General features: G+C 33.5%; 11 protein-coding genes. 1 reads left to right on the top strand and 10 read right to left on the bottom strand.

The annotated features are described in order from the left end of the window. The 10 genes from NQQ59_RS12190 to NQQ59_RS12235 form a co-directional block, all read right to left on the bottom strand. The gene (locus NQQ59_RS12190) at positions 1-840 is read right to left on the bottom strand and encodes an endonuclease/exonuclease/phosphatase family protein (RefSeq protein WP_144215544.1); all 840 of its coding nucleotides are present in this window, start codon (positions 838-840) and stop codon (positions 1-3) included. A 71-nt stretch (positions 841-911) separates the two neighbouring features. After that, positions 912-1,985, bottom strand: a complete 1,074-nt coding sequence (locus NQQ59_RS12195) for a glycoside hydrolase family 16 protein (protein ID WP_144215545.1) — start codon at positions 1,983-1,985, stop codon at positions 912-914. A 123-nt stretch (positions 1,986-2,108) separates the two neighbouring features. Next, on the bottom strand, positions 2,109-3,581 hold the full coding sequence (locus NQQ59_RS12200) for a glycoside hydrolase family 30 protein (protein WP_144215546.1): 1,473 nt from the start codon (positions 3,579-3,581) through the stop codon (positions 2,109-2,111). A 116-nt stretch (positions 3,582-3,697) separates the two neighbouring features. Beyond that, positions 3,698-5,152 (bottom strand): glycoside hydrolase family 30 protein, encoded by a 1,455-nt coding sequence (locus NQQ59_RS12205; RefSeq protein ID WP_144215547.1) that lies wholly within the window; start codon positions 5,150-5,152, stop codon positions 3,698-3,700. A 150-nt stretch (positions 5,153-5,302) separates the two neighbouring features. Beyond that, positions 5,303-6,178 carry a hypothetical protein gene (locus tag NQQ59_RS12210; protein ID WP_144215548.1) on the bottom strand — a complete coding sequence of 292 codons (876 nt, stop codon included), beginning with the start codon at positions 6,176-6,178 and terminating at the stop codon, positions 5,303-5,305. Between the two features lie 27 nt (positions 6,179-6,205). Next, positions 6,206-7,717, bottom strand: a complete 1,512-nt coding sequence (locus NQQ59_RS12215) for a RagB/SusD family nutrient uptake outer membrane protein (RefSeq protein ID WP_144215549.1) — start codon at positions 7,715-7,717, stop codon at positions 6,206-6,208. Positions 7,718-7,731: 14 nt separating this feature from the next. Next, entirely contained in the window at positions 7,732-10,839 is a 3,108-nt protein-coding gene (locus tag NQQ59_RS12220) for a SusC/RagA family TonB-linked outer membrane protein (protein ID WP_144215550.1), read from the bottom strand. A gap of 1,110 nt (positions 10,840-11,949) precedes the next feature. Then, complete coding sequence (locus NQQ59_RS12225; protein ID WP_144215551.1) at positions 11,950-12,753, bottom strand: hypothetical protein; 804 nt, start codon at positions 12,751-12,753, stop codon at positions 11,950-11,952. Between the two features lie 30 nt (positions 12,754-12,783). Continuing rightward, positions 12,784-14,493 carry a RagB/SusD family nutrient uptake outer membrane protein gene (locus tag NQQ59_RS12230; protein WP_144215552.1) on the bottom strand — a complete coding sequence of 570 codons (1,710 nt, stop codon included), beginning with the start codon at positions 14,491-14,493 and terminating at the stop codon, positions 12,784-12,786. Positions 14,494-14,509: 16 nt separating this feature from the next. Then, positions 14,510-17,740: a SusC/RagA family TonB-linked outer membrane protein gene (locus NQQ59_RS12235; protein ID WP_144215553.1), complete on the bottom strand. Its 3,231-nt coding sequence runs from the start codon at positions 17,738-17,740 to the stop codon at positions 14,510-14,512. A gap of 344 nt (positions 17,741-18,084) precedes the next feature. Here NQQ59_RS12235 and NQQ59_RS12240 point away from each other — a divergent pair, with 344 nt between their 5' ends. After that, the gene (locus NQQ59_RS12240; RefSeq protein WP_144215554.1) at positions 18,085-20,964 is read left to right on the top strand and encodes a helix-turn-helix and ligand-binding sensor domain-containing protein; all 2,880 of its coding nucleotides are present in this window, start codon (positions 18,085-18,087) and stop codon (positions 20,962-20,964) included. The last annotated feature ends 5 nt before the right edge of the window (positions 20,965-20,969 follow it).

Below are 20,969 nucleotides of genomic sequence, written 5' to 3' on the forward strand. Positions count from 1 at the left end.
TTAATCTATTTCTATTAAAACAGGCAAATGATCCGAGGGATATTTTAAATCTTTTGAATCACTTAACACTGCATGTTTTTGAATTTTTAGACTGCTATTTTTTGAGACAAAAATGTAGTCTAGCAATAATGTTACAGGTTCATTGTGTTTGAAATCGTTGAAAGTTCCAGATGGACCAAAAGGTTTTTCTTTAGAAACATCTTTGGTATCATCCATTACTTTTTTGATTTCCATAATCTGTTTTGTGTCTGGTTCTGAGTTGAAATCACCCATTAAAAAAGCTGGATAATTTTTAGTGTTCAATGCTGCTATTTTAGAAAGAGCAAGCTGAACACCTTTTACTCTCGCCTCTTCTCCCATATGATCTAAGTGAAGATTGAAAACCCAAAATGTCTTTTTGGTTTTTAAATCTTTAAAAAGTCCGTACGTACAAACTCTATTGCAAGCAGCGTCCCAACCTCTAGAAACTTTTTCTGGGGTTTCAGATAACCAGAAAGTGTTGGATTGTTCGACTTTAAAACGGTCTTTTTTGTAATAAATCGTACACGCTTCACCTAATCCGTTTTCTTCTCTTCCTATTCCAAATCGGTCATAATTGGTCTGAGCCGATGCAATATCTAAAACTTGATTTGGCGTTGCTTCCTGCACTCCAAAAATATCCGGACTGTAAAATTTGATTTGACCATTAAAATAATCCTTTCGATTAGGCCAAGCATTTTCTCCATCTGATGCTACATCCAGACGAATGTTATACGTCATAATTTTTAGATTTTGACCATAAAATGAATTTCCTGCTAAAAGGAATACGAATGCTAAAACAAGTTTGTGTATCTTTTTCATGTTAAAAAATTTTAATCCGTAAAGCTACTGTTTCCGTGACTTCAGCGAAAAAAATCTATTTAAAACTTATGTTAATTATACACTCTCACATAATCAATTTCGTAAGTTGAAGTTTTAAAGTTTGGATCAACTGCTCCTCCAAAATTTCCACCCATGGCAAAATTTAGAATGATAAAAAACTTAGCATTAAATGGTGTTGTACTTGAGTTTTTGTAAGTGTAAAACAAATTATCATCTACATAAAACTTAATATTTTCTGCACTCCATTCTGCAGCATAAATATGATACGCCGTAGCTGAAGTTGGATTTGTAGTAGTTGCAGTATCAGGAGTATTTCCAGAACGACCTGGAGAATGCAAGGAGGAGTGAATTACATTTGGATTATTCCCTACTGATTCTAAAATATCAATTTCGCCACAGGCAGGCCATCCAACCGTATCCAGATTATCTCCCAAAAGCCAAAATGCAGGCCACGTTCCACCGCCAACAGGCAGTTTTGCACGAATTTCTGCTCTTCCGTATTTAAATGAAAATTTGCCTCGAGTAAGAATTCTTGCAGAAGTAAATTGACTTCCCATGTAGTCTTCTCTAATGGCTTTGATTTTTAAAATTCCGTTTTCGATAATGATGTTTTCAGGACGTTTGGTATAATATTCCAATTCATTATTCCCCCAACCGTCTCCTGTTCCTGTATTATAATCCCATTTATCAGGATTTGGTGCACCGTTAACATCAAACTCATCAGACCAGATTAGTTTTCTTGCTACGAAAATATTGACTTTTGTAGAAGCATATGTGTACTTTATTCCATTAAAAGCGGTTATATCTATAGTGTATTCTTTAGTTCCTGGCTGTGTAAACTCGTATGTAAAATCATTGGTTTTAAACTCTTTCGTTTCATTGTTCACAACTACTTTATATGATTTTGCATCGGCCGCTTTAATTGTTAGGCGTATTTTTCCGCTTCCGTCTCCATTTGGCATTTCGGCAGTTTTACCTAATATATCAACTTGAACAGAAACTTTATCAGGGGTTATTACCTCAGGATTATCGCTTGTATCGTTACTGCTGCTGCAAGATTGAAACACGAATAACAGAATTAAAGTAAAAATTCCTGCTCTATTTGCGAGATTGATCATTTTCATCTTTTTATTATTTAAGTGGTTTAGTTAATAAATTGAATATCAAGATAAATAATATTTCTTCTACTTTTTTGTTTTGAACCTAACAAAGTCAAAATCTTAAGATTTGAAATTGTTTACAAGTATCTATTTCCAAGTATAAGTTCCCACAGATCCGCCTTCAAGAGAAGTGGCAACCCATTTTCCATTAAATTTAATATTGAAAAATTCCGTTGTATTTCCGTCATTTTCAACAATTAAAACCTTTGAACCAGAAGGCGTTACAAAAGCCACGTTTTGCAAGTTTCCTCCAGAATTACTTTCAATTCTAACAGAACCCATAGGAACAAATTTTGAAGCGTGTGCGATGATATAATAGGCAACATTACGCTGAAAACTATCGCCAGAAGTTATGGTTATAGCTCCTTTACACGTTTCGCAACCACCAACTGTATGAGGACCAAAACTTGAATTATTTGCGACATTCCATTCTAATGCATTTTTACTATAATTTCTCATCGAACCGATAATTACATTTCGAAGATGCCATTTTAAATCACCTCCAAACTGACCTGTAGAGGAAGTCCATTGTTCTGTGAAATAGACATTTTTAGTTGGATATGAATTATAAACATTTGTCAATGCACTGATATCTCCTGCATACAAATGGAAAGCAGATCCGTCTACAAAAGGAAAAGCATCTGTATCTGCTAAAATTGCTTTTGGATAATTTGGATTATCACAATTATGATCATAAGCAATAATTTTTACATTTAGATTTGCTGCTTTAAATGCAGGTCCTAAACTCTTTTTAATAAAGGCTCCTTGATCTGCTGCAGACATATACATACTTGGGTTATTTCCGTCGTGAAGTGGTTCGTTTTGAGGAGTTACAGCATCGATTGTAATTCCTTCTGCTTTCATTTGCTGAATGTATTTTACAAAATATTTCGCATAAACGTCGTAATATTCTGCTTTCAGTTTTCCTCCTTTAAAACTGTTTACGTCTTTCATCCAAAGAGGTGCTGACCAAGGTGTAGCTAAAATCAAAATCTTCGGATTAATAACTAAGATTTCTTTTAACATCGCAATTAAATCTTTGTCTTTTTCTAAACTAAATTTTGCCAGATTTAGATCTGTTTCTCCTGTAGCAAGATCATTATAAGTAAAAGGTACGGCATTTAAATCTGAAGCTCCAATACTTATTCTGATATAATTTACTCCAATTGAATTTTCGCCAGAACCAAATAATTCCTGTAAAAGAGCTGTTCTTTTTGCTGGGTTTAATTGATTAATTACTTCGACACTTCCACCTGTTAATGTATAACCAAAACCATCAATAGTCTGGTATTTCTGAGATTCTTTAACCTCAATATTGCTATAAGTATTTGCTGTAGTGCCAAAACCTAATGTTCCCGATTGTTTGGCCAATAAAACGCTTTGATCTCCTTTTGTTAGCCAAAAATCCACATCGTTTGTAACCGTTACAGGAGGATTTACAACTGGTGGATCTACTGGAGGTTTTTCTACAGGATCACTTGAAGAAGAACACTTTACCTGAGCTAATACAGCTGCCATAAAGAGGAATGTTCTTATGGTATTTTTCAAATTTAATTTCATTTTCTGTGGTTTTTAGTTAGCAATAATTGTTCAAAAAACATTTTTTTTAATCAAAGCAAGAGAAGACTAATGTGGATGATTCAAATTAGTCCTCTTCTACACTTTACTACAAAATATTAATAAACAAGCGTTTGTATAGCTCGTGGCGGAATTTTAACGACTGCTTTTTCAGCTCCAATAATCAAATTATAAGTAAGCTCATTTGCAGATTGGTTCATTACAATTGTTGCCATTTTCCCATCGGTGTTTAAAAATGAAGTACTTAATAAAGCACTTTTGCTTACTGCAGTACTCACTCGAACAGCATTGAGACGAATGAATTTAGAAAAGTGTCCAATGTAATAATAAGACGGAGTGTAAATTAACTCTCCTGTCCTGGTATCTGCATGAATTGGTGCAAAACAAAAGTTCCCAACGTGATTTGGACCTCCATTTTGATCCAACAAAATATTCCAATCTGTCCAGGCAACCGTTCCGTTATTAAAATCGTTAATCATATTGATTCCGTAACGTTCTGCGTTACCCCAAAATTGATATTTTGCTGCATCAAATTTTTCGATACATCCTTCGGTAAACATTAACTTTTTATTCGGATAGGCCTCATTTACTTTGGCAACATTATCAAACATCGGCGCACCTCCTGACCATGTTTCGTACCAGTGAAATCCCATTCCCCAAACGTATTTTGATGCTTCCGGATCTGAGTAAATTACATTGGCACGGTAATTCATTAAATCACGGTTATGATCCCAAACGATAATTTTTTTATCTCCTAAGTTTTCTTTTTTCAAAGTTGGTCCAAGATAATTTTTGATGAAATCTCTTTCCGCTTCTGCTGTATAAATACAAGATTCCCAGGTTTGAACTGCCATTGGCTCATTTTGTGTAGAAGTTCCCCAAATTGGAATTCCTTCTTTTTCGTATGCCTTGATAAACTTCACATAAAAGTTTGCCCAGGTTTGATAGTATTCAGGAAGAAGTGTTCCGCCTTTTAATACATTTTTGTTGCTTTTCATAAAGGCATTTGGAGACCAAGGCGCCACATAAGTAGTCAGTTTTCCTCCAGCTTTTTGAATCGCTTGTTTTATTAACGGAATTCGGTATTGTCTGTCATGATCAATAGAAAAAGTTTTGAGTTCTTTGTCTCCTTCTTCTATATAAGAATAACTTCCACTACTAAAATCAGAACTTTGAATCGTTGTTCTTAGTATTGAATAACCAATTCCTTTTTGCTGATCATAATAAGCATTTAAAAATTCTGCCTGCTTTTCTTTTGAAAGTTTAGCAAATATTTCGGCACTTGCATCTGTAATGGCACCACCAATTCCCATAAAAGTCTGGAACTTTTTAGCAGGTTCTACAAATACAGAAGTCTCGGTTTCTAAAGGTTGTTTTGCTGCAGAAAAAGTTAAATTATCTGTTGATGTCAATCTTAACTTTGAGTTTTCTGCTGTGGTATAAACGGTTATTTTTTTACCATTGGTTGTAAATTCTTTTTTTGTTTTTGGCTGTTGCGCAAAAGTGGCAGCTGTAAACAAAAGGCATAAAATTTTTAGACTATTTTTTTTCATTTGCTTCCAATTATTATTGTTTTAATTGAAGTTTTTAGGAGAAAATCTAAACCTGATTTTTATCTTTTAAAGAATTTAAAAATAGCCCATACTCATAATGATTACGGGCTATTTTACAACCAAACTTAAACTTAAACTTAACTTAACTCTTTATTTTCCTCTGAATTCAATTTTTGAAACAGTAATTGGTTCGTTACCAGTCGCATTACAACCAGATCTAATTAAAAGATATATTTTTCCGCTTTCAGAAAATTTAACCACATTAGAAACTGTACCAGTAGCATCGTTTTTCACACATCCAATTCCAGATAATCTTCCAGAAAATTTTGATGTTCCGCAGCCATCCCAAGTACTTAATCCCATTACTTTATTGTCTTTATACTCAACACCTGGTTTTGGTACCGATTTACCAGCGTATACTTCAAAAAAAGTTTCTTTTAAACCGCTAGGACAAGAAACTGTCATATCGATAGTGTATTCTCTATCTTTTACAACATCAATTGCCTGATAAATTCCTTCTTGAGCCCATCCTCCAGGAGAATGAATCGTGGCACTGTTATTAGCATAAGACCAAAAAGCCGCTCCTGTTGCGCTTAAATTTGCGCTTATCCATTTTGCTTGATCAGCTGCAGTAGCAAAAGTTCCACCCTGAACTAAATTTCCTTTTGCAGGATCTGTCTGAGCAACAACTATTTCTTTAGAGGCTGTTGCCATAGTAGCACCAGCTCCAACTGCTGTATGTGTAATTGTATACTTTCCAGCATCAGGTAAAGAAATTATCTGATTCATTTTTCCAACTGAAGCACCATCTCCAGTATCCCATTTTGATAAGATTACTCCTTTTGTCTGCGCTGTTAAAAGATAGGTATTCATGGCTCCTTCAACTGGTGTGATGGTAAATGAAGGATCAATATCGGTAGCTGTAAGCGGATTTGTATCAACACTGTCATCACAGCTATTTAGTGTGCCTAATGCTAAAACTAGCATTAGGTATACACTCTTTCTTAAATTTATATTTAGATTCATTTTTTATGTTTTTGGTTAATTAGAATACTATTGATAATTAGGGTTTTGTTTCAATTTAGTACCGTTTAACTCTTTGAAAGGAATTGGAAAAATCTCATCTGTACCTGCATCAAAACCTCTGTCTGATAATGCTGCAGCAGCATCTCCCCATCTTACTAAGTCAAAGAATCTGTGTCCTTCTCCAGCCAATTCCATTCTACGCTCATTTTTAATAGCTGCCAATGTTACAGGAACAGAAGCAAGTCCAACTCTCGCTCTTACGGCATCTAATAATGCTTGTGCTCTTGCTCCAGATCCTAAAGCTTCTGCTTCCATTAAGTACGTATCTGCAAGTCTAATTACATAAGAGTTTTGTTTGTAATTCAACTCTGCAGCTCCTCCTCCAGTTCTTACATCAGATTGTCTTGGAAGGTATTTATTCAGGAAATAACCTGTATCCTGATAAGCTGGGATATAATCTGCTTTACCAGCTGCTTTTAAAGCTTTCAAATCAAAAATAGTGGCTTCAAATCTTGGGTCCGTTTTCATAGCATCATACAATTTCTGAGTTGCTACGTTAAATGCCCAACCTGCAGGAAGATCTGGTGCGTCAGATCCGTCAGGTCTTGAATAACCTCTTGGTCCAACCATAACATTTAAAGAGTTTCCTTCATCTTTACCTTGTCCCCAGAAACCCCAGTCAGAATTACCAGCACTACTATGAGATACTTCTAATATAGATTCTGCATTAAACTTGTTTGATGTTACCCATAAATCACTAAACTTAGGAAGCAATTTATTTCCGTATTGATTTGTTGCTCCTGGAGTACCATTTACTTCAGCTAAAACAGCTGCAGCTTCAGTCTTTTTGTTTTCAAACAAATAAACTTTTCCAAGAATTGCCTGAGCAGTTCCTTTGTTAAATCTTCCAGATTCTGTTTTTGCATCAAGCGTATTAGGCAAAGCCGGGATAGCCTCTAATAAATCTTTTTCTATTTGTGCATAAATTACCTCTGGTGCAACTTGTTCCGGATCATAGATAGTCTGAGTGTTTAAAGGAACCAAAACCAATGGAATATTCTTGAATAATCTTACCAGATTAAAATAATAAAATGCTCTTAGTGCTTTTGCTTCCGCAGTAAATCTTGCTCTTACATTATTATCCATAGTTGCGTCTGGAAGCTTAGAGATTAACATATTAGCTCTTGAAACACCTTGATAATGATCATCCCAGTAACTAGACGGAATACTAATTGATGTAAGGGAGTGTTTAGAAAAATTCTGGATTCCGTTTCCATCTGTTGCGCTACCACCTCCGGCATAAAAATCATCTGAACCTGCATTTAGCATAGCTACCAGATTTTCGAAACCACTAGTGTTTTTTCTTAATGGATCATAAACTCCAATTAACGCTGCATAACATTGCTGTTCGTTAGAAAAGTAGGTACTTGAATCGAATTGTCCTTTTGGATCAATGCTCACAAAATCTTCAGAACAAGCTCCTGCTAAAGCTGCCAGTGCTACGGCAAAGTATATATATTTAAATTTTATAGTTTTCATAATTCTTTTAATTTTTAAAATTGAACGTTAGCTCCTAACAGAATAGATCTTGCTTGTGGATAAACACCTTTATCTACACCGAAAACCTGACCTCCAATTTCTGGATCATAACCAGTATATTTTGTGAAAGTGATTAAATTTTCTCCAGTTACGTAAAAACGAATTCTGTCTGCTCCAATTTTAGATGATAATCCAGTTGGCATTGTATATCCAAGAGTAACCACTTTTAAACGTAAATAGTTTCCGTTTTCAAGGTAGAAATCAGACATATTACTGAAGTTTTTATTTGGATCGTTGTTAGTCAATCTAGGATAATCGTTTGAAGTTCCTTCTCCAACCCAACGTCCTAAAGCTTCTGTTTGATAGTTTGCTGTTAACATATCAAGTCTTCTTAATCCTTGGAAAATTTTGCTTCCTGCAGCACCTTGAGTAAATGCCATGAAATCAAAGTTTTTGTAGTCTAAGTTTACAGTAAAACCAAAAGTATATTTAGGGATGTTAGTTCCTAAGTATTGTTTATCTTCATCTGTAATAGCTCCATCTCCATTATTGTCTACCCAACGGAAATCACCTGGTCTTGCATTTGGTTGAATTAAACCGCCTGAAGCATTTTTGTAAGCTTGAACTTCTGCTTCATTTTGAAATATTCCAGCAGTTTTAAAACCGTAAAATTCATTGAATGAATGTCCAACCTGAGTTCTTGTTACTTGCCCCATAGATTGGAAACTAGCATCACCTGCTATAAAGTTTGTATTAGATCCTACGTAAGTAACTTCATTTTTCAAATAGGCAAAATTGGCATTAACTCCTAAATTAAAATCACCAAGTCTTTTCTTGTATCCTGCTTCAACCTCAAAACCACTGTTGTTCATATCAGCAATATTTGCGGCTGGTGCATCAACAACCCCGACGTAACCAGGAATAACAACATCTCTTAAGATTCCAGTAGTTCTCTTTTTATAATAGTCTAAAGTAAGCGTGAAGTCATTAAAAAGTTTAGCATCAAGACCAACGGTAGTTTGTGATGTTTCTTCCCATCCTAAATCTGCATTTGGTAAAGTAGAGTTTCCGTAACCTGTAGTAATTGATCCTTCATTTCCAACAGAGTAATTGTATCCTCCAACAACTAAACCTCTATATTTAAAATCCCAAATATTATCATTTCCTACAACTCCATAACCTCCACGAAGTTTTAAAGTATTAACGATATTGTTTTCTGTCCAGAATCCTTCTTTCGAAATTACCCATCCTAAAGAGAATGAAGGGAAAACTCCAAATTTTTTGTTTTCTCCAAATCTTGTTGAACCGTCACGACGAACAATTCCTGTAAATAGATATTTCTCTTTGTAATCGTAGTTCAAACGGAAAAATAAAGAGGATAACTTATGCTCAATTTTATCACTTGCTCTACTAACCATATCATCTTGCGGAAGGTTAAAATTCCATGAAGCATCTTTATAACTTGTAATTGGCAAACCGTAGAATGTAGTACCAATTGTTTTTCCAATGTTTTCTACATAAGCACCTTGTCCTACTAAAGCATTAATAGAGTGATCTCCAAACTTATTAGAATAATTAAGAGTGTTTTCTATATTCCATGCAAATGCCTTTTCATTATTCTGGCTGTAATTGTTTCTATCCGCTTTCATGTTTGGATTTAGGTAGAAAGTTGGAGTGAACATTTCATTACCCCAGTAAGCTAATTTACCTCCAAGTGTAGATCTTACTTTTAAATGACTTGTAATATTTGCTTCTAAATAAGCATTCCCTACAAAATCATCAGACCAGTTATAACCTCCTAATCTAGTTTGTGTATAAGCTAATGGATTTGTCATCTCCTGTTGCACAACCGGAGAAATACCGTAAGGATTTCCGTGAGAATCCAAAACAATATTTGCACTATTATAAAAACCAGATCCAATTACTGAAGGATCCGCAACTATTGGAGTAATAGGATCTAAGTTAATTGCAGAACTTAACACCCCACCAAATTCACTATTAATATTTCCAATATCCTGTGTTTTTTGATGAGTGTATCCAAACGTTTGTCCAAAAGTAAAGTAGTCAGAAATTTTGTGTGTTGAATTTAAACGGAAGTTTTTCTTTGTATAATTTGAAATATCCGTTGCAACGATACCTTCCTGATCCTGAACTCCAAAAGAAGCATAGAAAGTAGATTTTTCTCCACCACCGCTAAAACTTAATTCGTGTGTATATCTAAAAGCTGAATTGTTAAAAACTGCATCCTGCCAGTCTGTACCTTTACCATAAGAAGCTGGATTTGCATACTTTATAGCGCCTCCATCTGCAACAGACTTTTCATTCATAATTGTTGCATATTGACTTGCATTCAACAGGTTTAATTTTTTTGCCGGAGCTGCAATTCCTGCAAAACCACTATAATTCACAGAAATTTTTCCTGATTTCCCTTTTTTAGTAGTAACTAAAATAACTCCAGTTGCCGCACGAGTACCGTAAATTGCAGCAGAAGCAGCATCTTTAAGAACCTCGATAGATTCGATATCAGATTGGTTGATAAAACCAACAGCACCTGCGTCAATAGCAATTCCGTCAACAACCCATAAAGGATCATTTCCTCCTTCTCTAAAAGTAGTTATACCTCTAATACGCACCTTAGAAGCTGCACCAGGCTGTCCAGAAGTAGCTGCAATCGTAACACCGGCAACTCTACCTTGTAAAGCTTGTTCAACACGTCCGTTTGGCACTTTTTCAAGATCTGCCGATTTTACGCTAGAAATTGCACCAGTTACAACAGATTTCTTTTGTACACCATATCCAACCACTACAACCTCATTTAAAGATTGTGATTCTGGTTTTAATTGAATTGAGAGTTTTGTTCTTCCATTTACAGCTTCGTTTATTGTAGTGTAACCGATAAATGTAATGGTTAATGTTCCGTTTGAAGGTACTTGTATCTGAAACTTACCATCAAAATCGGAAGCTGTTGATTTAGTAGTACCTTTTAATAAAACTGTTGCGCCTGGAACAGGCATTCCATTTTCATCATTTATCATTCCATTTACTGTGACATCCTGAGCCACAGCTATAACCGAGAATAATAAAGATGAAATACAAAAAACAAGTAATTTTGTTAATTTCATTTTTCTAAAAATTTTGGTTAATTAATTAGTAATTTGATGCAATACTAAAACTAAAATTTCAGTTTTCACATTTAATAATCCATACAAAAACACATCAAAACAAAAATTTTAATATTATAAAAACACATCAAAAAAACAATAATTAACTGATTTTAAATAATTTAAAAAAACAAAAAGTAGTACTAAAGAAAAGTTAATTTTAAAAATAAACACTACATATAGTATATGTAGTAAAATAGTATTAAAAACACCTAAAACTACAACGTAATAGTAGCACCTATTCACACATAATGCTTTATTTTACAAATATTTACAAGTAAAAACAAGATAAAACTCGTAGAAAAATCTAAATAGAGAATATGATATTTTTAATCTCTTTTTTTTCATTATTATCAAAAAATTTAACACAAGAAAAATCTTATATTCGAAATTACCGTATTATTTTACTTATAAAATATAGTTATTAAACAGTAAAGTTTAAGTAGTTGTTCCATCCAAAATTGTCAAAAAACGACGTTCTTTACTAAAAGGAGGGTATATTTCATTTCAAATAGAATCAGACAATGAAAAGGAATTAAAATCCAAGCGAAGATAAAATAGTATCTATATGATGTCATAAGTTAGATTTCTAAGAAAAAGAAATCTTTAAGAAGAGGTATTTATGGAATAAAGAAACGAACAGCTAATAACACATTAAATTTTACTGTTAATTAGCTTTGTAGAGGCTAAAAACACCCAAAGTCATTTTTTTCTTTATTTGAATGGGAAAATTATATATTCAACAAAGATTATCGGACGAATTAAAACGGATCTAAAATGCTTCAAAATGTCTTAAAAAGAACCATACAAACACTATAAAGCCCCATATAACTGCGATTAAATATTTCTATTCATTAAAACACCTTAATACACGATGATAATTGATATAATACAAAAATAATAGCCCATAATCGAAATTATGGGCTATCCAGGCAATAAACTTAACTTAAACTAACCATAGTAGTTTAACCTTTATACTATTTTACTCTGTTATGGAGTAAAATAAAATGTTGGAGAAATCGAAAAAGGAATTTTTCAATCTTCCTTTTTCGAAATAACTAACACAAAATATTATTCAGGTTTAAAAATAAATGTCCAACCTGTTTTATTAGCATCATTATTACTTAAATGAAGAACTAGTCTAGTTTCAGTAAGCTCAATAACTTCATATATACCATCTGCATTACCTGCTTCATATCCTAACATTTTAGAATTGAAAATGGTTAGTAGTTTATTCTTAATATCTAGCTTAAAAGTACCTTTTGTAGGCGTAGCTGTTTTTGTTGCATAATGATTATAGTTTGCTGCTCCGTTAAGGTCAAAATGCATTTTTCCACTAACATCAACAGGCACTTTATCTCCAGAACCACCGGCATTCCACCAAGCTACATCCCATTTATCTTTACCTCCATTGGCAATGTCTGGAGACATATACCACCAAAGTCTACCATCTCCTCCAACACCATCAAAGACCCATGTTTTTCCAGCAGATGTGTTCTCACTTACTAAATCATACCAATCTTGATCTAAACGTGTATCAATCCTGTCGACCTGAACATCAATAGTCTTTGTAAAAAACGTAGCTCCTAAAGTTCCAACAAAAGTAAAAGTTGATTTACCTGGAATTGGATAAACAATAGTTGCCTCATTCGTTAGTGCTTTGTCTAAACCATAGTCCCAATAACCAGTAACTCCAGGTGTATTCATACTAAGCGTAATTTTATTACCTCCAGGAGGAGATTGAGTAGCTACTAATTCTACTCCAGCAATATCGGTTGAATCTACTAAATGTTGTTCATCTACAATTGGATCACATGCCGAAAAAATCAGCATAAAGACAGCAATTAGTAAATATTTTATATTATGAATTTTCATCTTTCTAAATTATTAATAGTTATTAAAATATTACCAACCTGGATTTTGATTGTAAACTCCATTTAATAGTCTAATTTCGGTTTCAGGAATCGGAACTAACCCTTTAGTTTCAGATCTGTATTTTACACTATAATTAGCGGTAACTCCAGAGTTTCTTACTTGAATTACATCATTAAAAGCAGTATCAACATCTCCCCAGCGAACAAGATCAAACCAGTGTAATCCTTCGAAAGCTAACTCGTACAAACGCTCTTTTTTAATATTATCAAGAGAATATCCAACTGGTCCTAGTTTTGCTCTAAGTCTTACTGCATTCATACCGTCTGGCGTTTTAGTAATTTCAGAATGCATTAATAATACATCTGCAAAACGCATGAAAATAAAATCTTGAGCATGCATTAACTGCATATCTGTAATTTTCCAATCATACATCTGAACAAACATTCCTACATTTGACCCTTTACCATTATCGTGCTGTAATGAAACATATTTTTTATTAAAATATCCCGTTTCATGATCTCCTTTATCTGGGGCATAACCACCTGTTCCTTGATCTGCTTTACCTACTTCAAGTATAGACCCTCTCTTTCTTGGATCGGCATCATCCCATCCTGTAAATAATTTTGGATTTACAGTACACCATCCCCAACCTTCTCCAAAAGGTGCTAATGAATTACCACGCAATGAATTAAACAGAGCAAGTCTATTAGTGTAACTCTGACCATTTGTCCAATCCCAGTTACCAAAAGAATATCTTTGCATAAACATCGTTTCAAAGTTTCCTGTTCCAAAAGTTGGTGTAGCACCATCTTGACCTACCCATGACAAACCTTCTGCAGCAGCCCAAGGCAATACATTGTCATTTTTTGCACTTTTATTTACATAAGAATATGGCCAAAGATTTCTAAAATCAGATGCTAGCTTATAACCACTATTATTAATACAATCATCTAAATAAGCTCCAACTTGTGTTGCCGTTAAAGCACCGCCTTCAACAAGAGGCAAATCTGTCGTTGCTTGCTTTTCGATGTTGCTCATGTAACCTGTATAAAATAAAAACACACGTCCCATATATGCTTCCGCAACCCATTTATTAGCATGACCGTATCTTGCAGTCGGAATACTTGTAAACGGTGTGGAAGGCATAGTTTCGATAGCTAGTTTTAAATCAGATGCAATTTGTGCGAATGTCTCACTATAAGTTGATCTAGCAACTAATCTATCTCCATCATATTTTATAACCAATGGCACTCCTCCAAAGAATTTTGCTAATCTGAAGTAAAAGAAAGCTCTCATAAACAAAGCTTCTCCAAGAGCTTGCTTTTTAAACTCATCTGCTTGTTGCGGTGTATCAAAATACTTAGAAAAATCTGCATCTGGAACTTTTTCGATAATGGCATTTGCTCTCGAAATTCCATTATACGATTGTCTCCACATATCACGATAGGTATCTTCAGCAGGATCTTCAAAATTATCTACCCATTTTGCAGATTTATCATCAGGACCTCCACCGCCAAACATCATATTATCCATCAAGTTTGCAGCTACTTGTTCTTCACTATGAACATTCGCTGTATAGATAGCATTGTAAATACCTGCCATTGCTTCGTTTATATCAGTAGGAGATTTATAAAAACTTTCTAAACTCTTTTCTGAAAGATTCTCCGTATCCAGCTCATCGTTACAACTATAGGCTGCAAAAATTACCGAAATTGCTATTATATATCTTAATTTTTTCATTGTCAATGTTTTAATATTAGAAATCAGCACTTAATCCAAACATTACTGTTCTAGATTGTGGATATAAACCTAAATCTACTCCCGAAGCCCATGAATAGTTTGTATTATCTCCTCCCCAACGCACTTCTGGATCCATACCATCATACTTCGTAAATGTGTATAAGTTATTTACAGCAACGTAGAATTTAAGATTTGAAATAAATTTAATGTCTTTCAATAATTCATTAAAATTGTAACCTACTGTTAAATTGTTAATTCTTAAATAATCAGCATTTTGCATGTAGATGTCAGAAATATAATTTGTATTTCTATTTGACACAGAACTTAAACGAGGCATTTTGTTTGAAGTTCCCTCTCCGTGCCAACGATCAAATACATCTGAAGTATAGTTTTGTTTTGGACTATCAGCAAATGATCTGTACGATTGCATTACCTGCATACCGTATTTTCCTGCCATTGTAGTGTTCAAATAAAAATTTTTGTACTCGAAATTTAATTGAATACCTAATTGGAAGTTCGCATTTGGATCTCCAAGAATTACTTTATCTTTTTCATCAATAACACCATCGTTATTTTGATCAACAAAACGAACATCTCCAGGACGTTGGTCACTAAAATATGGCTGACCTGTAGGCCCTACATAAGCATCTACTTCTTTTTGGTTTTGCAAAATTCCAGCTGTTTTGAAACCATAGAAAGATCCAATTGGATAACCTACTTGCGCTCTAGAAATTTCTGATGTTCCTTGTGATAAAACGTGAGGCAAACCATTAATTATACCATTTCCGTTATCAATCCTTGTAACTACATTTTTGTTGAAAGCACCACTTACAGTTACACCATATTTAAAATCTCCAACTTTATCTTTCCAAGTTAAAGAAAGTTCAAAACCTTTGTTCTCAATATCTCCTCCATTTTTGTAAGGATCATCGGCACCAGCAGTTCCTGGCAATTGCGCTTTAACAAGCCAGTCTCTAGTTGTTTTCTTATACCAGTCAAATGTTAACCCTAATCTTGAATTGAAGAAAGTCGCATCTAATCCTAAATCTAATTGTTCAGATGTTTCCCAGCTAACAGTTGGATTAGGTACTGATGCAGGATATGCAGTCTGGCCAGAAACTGGTTTAGTATCTCCAAAAAAGTAACCAGGGAAAGCATATTTAATACTAGATGTATAATAAAAAGCATAATCCGTATATTGGTTACCATTTTGTCCCCAGCTTGCTCTCAACTTTAAGAAATCAAGGTATTTTGAAGTACCCGCCATAAAATTCTCTTTGGTAATAACCCATCCAGCAGCAACTGATGGAAAGTTCCCATACTGATAGTTTTTGGCAAAATTAGAAGATCCGTCACGACGTATAACAGCAGAAAGAAGGTATTTTTCTTTATAATCGTACTGCGCACGTGCAAAATATGACATAATTGCGCCTCCACCAGCAGCTTTATCAAAACCAGTGGTATTAATATCTGCTATAGAACCTGGACTTTTAGTATTGTCTAAATAAGCATATTTTGGATCATTAGGAAACGACAAACCGTTTCTTGAGCCATAAATATTATTTTCAACAATTCTTTGCCATAGCTCTGTACCAATTACAGCGTTAATATTGTGATTCCCAAATTGTTTTTGATAGGCAAGAGTATTCGTCCAAGTTGAGTTTGCACCAAAATACTGAGATTGTGTTGCACCATCAACCGCATCATCATAAAGCACTCCTAAATGATATGTTGGGTTCATTGTTCTGTTATAACCAAACCACGAATCAATTCCGTAAACCGTCTTAAATCTTAAATTGGAAATTGGTTCAATCTCTACAAATACATTTCCAATAATTTTATGATCTTTTGGGTAATTGTAATTACTTCTGTAATACATTACTGCCAAAGGATTTGTCTGGTTTGTATTTAAACCGTCTAATGTAGGAGTAAATCCGTATTCGTTAATATTTCTATCAATTGATGTCTGCCAATAAGCTGGTTGCAATGGGTTTTGAGTCAAAGCATTATGCAAATCATTTCCATAAATATTTCCGTTAGAAACATCTCTTTTTTGAATATTCGTGTACGTTAAATTTTCTCCAATAGTAATGATATTATGACTTTCGTTCTTTTTCAAAACCATTTGTGTATTCAATCTTGTTGTTAATCTTTTGAATCCAGCATCTACTATGTTACCTCCAATAATTCCATCCTGATCAAAATAAGAAATACCAAATGAATACGTGATATCTTCAGATCCTCCAGTGATATTGATAGAGTGATTTACTATAGGAGCATCTTTTTTAGACATTTCATTTATCCAATTAGTTCCTGTCCAGCCATTTTGCAGCTTATTCCAAATTTCTTCTCCAAGCTGTGTTCCAGCTCCTGGATAATTTCTTTCTAACCAATCATTACTAGTCAACATTGCTTTCCAATTGTTTGGAGCAAGTCCATCGTTAACCCTTCCTTCATCCTGTATATACATATATTCTTGCGCATTTAATGGATCCAGATTTTTGTAGATGTTTTGAATTCCGAAATAAGAATCATAAGAAATTCTTGCGGGTCTTCCTTTACGTCCTTTAACAGTGGTTACCAAAACAACTCCATTTGCAGCTCTTGAACCATAAATCGCGGCAGATGCAGCATCCTTCAAAACGTCAATAGATTCAATATCTGAAGGGCTCAGATAATCGATATCTCCTACAGCAACACCATCCACAATATACAATGGATTTGAAGATCCAATGGTACCAATACCACGAATAACTACTTTTGTTCCAGCTCCCGGCGCACCATTATTTCGTGTAATACTAATACCTGGCGCAATACCTTGAAGTGCTTCCATTGCAGAACCTGTATTCAATTCTTGAAGTGTTTCTCCTTTTAAGTTTGTAGAAGCACCAGTAATCAAAGCTTTCTTTTGTGTACCATATCCGATAACAACGACTTCATTTAAATTTTGAGACACTGCCTTAAGAGAAATAGAATGTGTGGTTTTTCCTCCTACTGCCTCATTTAAAGTTTCAAAACCAACGAAACTAATTACTAAAGTTCCATTTGATGGAGCACTAATCTGAAACTTTCCATCAAAGTCAGAGGCTGTAGCTTTATTAGTCCCTTTTACTAAAATTGTTGCCCCTGGGACGGGCAATCCACTTTCGTCACTAATGGTTCCATTTACCGTAATATCCTGAGCGAATACAGTAACAGAAAACAGTAAAGACGAAATACAAAAAACAAGTAATTTTGTCAATTTCATTTTTCTAAAAATTTTGGTTAATTAATTAGTAATTCAATGCAATTATAATGTTAAATTTCAATAAGAAGGAATTAAAATTCCTTACAAAAACACTTCAAACTAAATTCTAATACACTACAAAAACACAACATTTTTTTCTTAATAACCTAATTTACTGATATTTAAAATTGACAAAAAATTGTTATAAAAATGTTAATTAAAAAAAACGTATATTACATTGGTTTATCAACAACTATAACGTTGTAAATTAAAAATAATTTAAAAAAACAGATTTATTGAGATTGAATAATCAACATTTTAAAGACATTATTAAGCATTTATACTAAAAATACATTTAAAATTTTATGAAATTCATAGTTAGACCTTTAATACTAATATTGCTATTTTTCATACAAAATTCAGGTTTTTCACAAGTAAAAAACATCGGAATTCCTGACATAAAAAACTATAAAAGATCAGAATACAAAGGAGGAACTCAAAACTGGAGTATTGATCAGGACAAAAACGGCAATATTTACTTTGCCAACAATAGTGGGTTAATACAATTTGATGGCTCAAATTGGCACAAATATTCGCTACCCAATAAATCAGAGATACGAAGTTTAAAAATAGATGCTCTAGGAAGAATATTTGTTGGCGGAAATAATGAATTTGGATATTTTAAAATCGACGAAAAAGGGATTTTACAATATCATTCTCTTTACAATCTTCTTAGCCCTATTGATAAAGAAAACATCAATCTAATCTGGAGAATTCACCTCTTTAATGGTGAAGTAATTTTTCAGTCTTTCTCAAAGGTATTTTTCCTTAAAGGCGAAAAAATTACCACTTTAAATGCTCCTCACAAATTTCAATTTTCATTTTTAGTAAATAAACGCCTTTATTTTCAGGATAAAACTTTGGGTGTATTGGAATACAAAAACAGAAGACTAACAGCTGTTGAAGGCACAACGGTTTTTAACGATAAAGAAATCTGGTCTCTTTTTCCTCTTCCGAATAATCGTTTATTGTATGCCACTCTGGAAAAAGGTCTTTTTGTAGCCGAAAAAGGGATTATAAAACCATGGGAAACCGAAGCAAACGACTTTGTAAAAAAGAATACTTCTCTGGGTGGTTCTATTATTAAAAATAAATTTATAGTTCTTAATTCCGTATTAGACGGAGCAATAATTTGCGATTTAAACGGAAAAATACTCCAACATTTAAACAGACAAAAAGGACTACAAAACAATACAATTCTAGCTTCATTTATAGACAATAAAAACAATATCTGGCTAGGACTTGACAATGGTATTACATTTATAAACGAGAACTCTCCTTTTTCTTACTTTGACTATAGTTATAATATAGGAACGGTTTACGCTTCAACAACATTTCAAGGTAATTTATACGTGGCTACAAATCAAGGACTGTTTTATCATCCTTGGGGAACAGCATTTAAAGACAGTCCGTTTACAAGAGTCGAAGGAACCATTTCTCAGGTTTGGAATATTCAGGTTTTAAACGATGTACTAATCTGTGCCAGTAATAGTGGAGCTTTAGTAATTGAGAAAAACAGAGTTTCTAAAATATTAGACAACAAAGGATATTTTGGATTCAAAAAAATCCCAAATCATCCAGATTATATTATAGGAGAAAGTTACAACGGATTTTCTGTTTTCAAAAAATCTGCGACCGGATATGACTATTTGCATCAAGTAAAAGGTTTTGATGAAACAACTAATAATTTTTCTGTAGAAATTGACGAGAACTACCTTTGGTTAAAGAAAAATCCTTTCTTATATCAGGTTAAATTATCTGATGATTTGAAAAGATTTGATTTTATGAAAAAACATGTCAACATCTCAGAAAAATTCAAAGGAATTAACAGTTTACAAAACATCAATAATAAGGTATATTTTCAGGTAAAAAACCATTTCTACAGATATTCCGTTGAACAAGAAACTTTTTTTGAAGATAAAAAGATTACAGCTTTGTTTAAAGGAATTCCAACCATAAATACTTTAATCGAAGATCCGTCAGGAAATTTATGGTATGCTTTTAATGAATCTTTGGGTGTTTTAGTCAAAAATAAAAATGGTGTTTACACTCGAAAACAATCCATATTTTCCAATTTAACAGGGAATTTGGTAAACAACTATATATCTGTTAATGCTATTGATCCTCAAAACATTTTTATAGGACTAACAGATCGATTAACACATTACAATTCGACTATACCGAATACATTTATGACCAAACCGAAAGCTTTCATTGAAAGTTTTTCATTTCCAGGCGACACTATTTTGACAGGTAATCTTGCTAATAAAACAGAATCCTACAGCTTACCCTATAAATATAATCGCGTAAAATTCACCTTTGCTTCACCAACATACGAAAATCAGGAAAACGTAATGTACTCTTATAAATTAGAGCCTTTTGAAGAAAACTGGCGCGGCTGGTCTTCAACGGCTATTAAAGAATACACCAATTTAAGAGAAGGAAGTTACGTGATGAAACTAAAAGTTAGAAATAGCTATGGAATAGAATCTAACATTAGTGAAGTCGAATTTACAGTTTCTCCGCCATGGTACAGACACTTTTTGGCTTATTTATTCTATCTCATTCTTATTCTTTTGGGAGCTTACTTGATTTCCGTTAGAATTAAATTAAAGATTAGAAAAAACAGGTATTACGAAACCATTGAACAGCGAAGATTATATCTTGAAAAGGAATCCAAAATCAGACACGAACAACACGATTTGGAAAAAGAGATTGAAAAATTAAAAAATGACAAGCTTCAAATTAAAATCTTAGCCAAAGACAAAGAACTAGTAAACAACTCCTTACAGGTTGTAAAAAAGAATAAAGTGTTAAACGGAATTATTCATAAATTAAAAGACATCGATACCAGCATATTAGACGATACTACCAAGTCAGAATTTAGTAAATTACACAAAAGTATTGTAAAGGAAGTTAATACAGACAAGAGTTGGAAAGATCTCGAAAAGCACATCAAAAACGTACATTTTGAGTTCTTAAAACGACTTAAAGGACAATACCCAACAATTTCTCCAAGAGAATTAGATTTGTCAACTTATCTATTAATGAATATGTCTACTAAAGAGATAGCCGAAATTATGAATATTTCAACTGGAGGAGTCGAATTGGCTCGTTACCGTTTAAGAAAGAAATTGGGTTTAAACAAAAAAGAGAACCTTATCGGATTTTTAATGACTATTTAAAAAAG

Origin of the sequence: Flavobacterium panacis (genome assembly GCF_024649945.1) — a bacterium.
Lineage (GTDB): Bacteria > Bacteroidota > Bacteroidia > Flavobacteriales > Flavobacteriaceae > Flavobacterium > Flavobacterium panacis.

Excerpts from the sequence above, each read along its gene's own strand:
- NQQ59_RS12190 (WP_144215544.1), bottom strand. The coding sequence starts at position 840 with ATGAAAAAGATACACAAACTTGTTTTAGCATTCGTATTCCTTTTAGCA.
- NQQ59_RS12240 (WP_144215554.1), top strand. The coding sequence starts at position 18,085 with ATGAAATTCATAGTTAGACCTTTAATACTAATATTGCTATTTTTCATA.
- NQQ59_RS12195 (WP_144215545.1), bottom strand. The coding sequence starts at position 1,985 with ATGAAAATGATCAATCTCGCAAATAGAGCAGGAATTTTTACTTTAATT.
- NQQ59_RS12225 (WP_144215551.1), bottom strand. The coding sequence starts at position 12,753 with ATGAAAATTCATAATATAAAATATTTACTAATTGCTGTCTTTATGCTG.
- NQQ59_RS12220 (WP_144215550.1), bottom strand. The coding sequence starts at position 10,839 with ATGAAATTAACAAAATTACTTGTTTTTTGTATTTCATCTTTATTATTC.
- NQQ59_RS12210 (WP_144215548.1), bottom strand. The coding sequence starts at position 6,178 with ATGAATCTAAATATAAATTTAAGAAAGAGTGTATACCTAATGCTAGTT.
- NQQ59_RS12205 (WP_144215547.1), bottom strand. The coding sequence starts at position 5,152 with ATGAAAAAAAATAGTCTAAAAATTTTATGCCTTTTGTTTACAGCTGCC.
- NQQ59_RS12215 (WP_144215549.1), bottom strand. The coding sequence starts at position 7,717 with ATGAAAACTATAAAATTTAAATATATATACTTTGCCGTAGCACTGGCA.
- NQQ59_RS12230 (WP_144215552.1), bottom strand. The coding sequence starts at position 14,493 with ATGAAAAAATTAAGATATATAATAGCAATTTCGGTAATTTTTGCAGCC.
- NQQ59_RS12200 (WP_144215546.1), bottom strand. The coding sequence starts at position 3,581 with ATGAAATTAAATTTGAAAAATACCATAAGAACATTCCTCTTTATGGCA.
- NQQ59_RS12235 (WP_144215553.1), bottom strand. The coding sequence starts at position 17,740 with ATGAAATTGACAAAATTACTTGTTTTTTGTATTTCGTCTTTACTGTTT.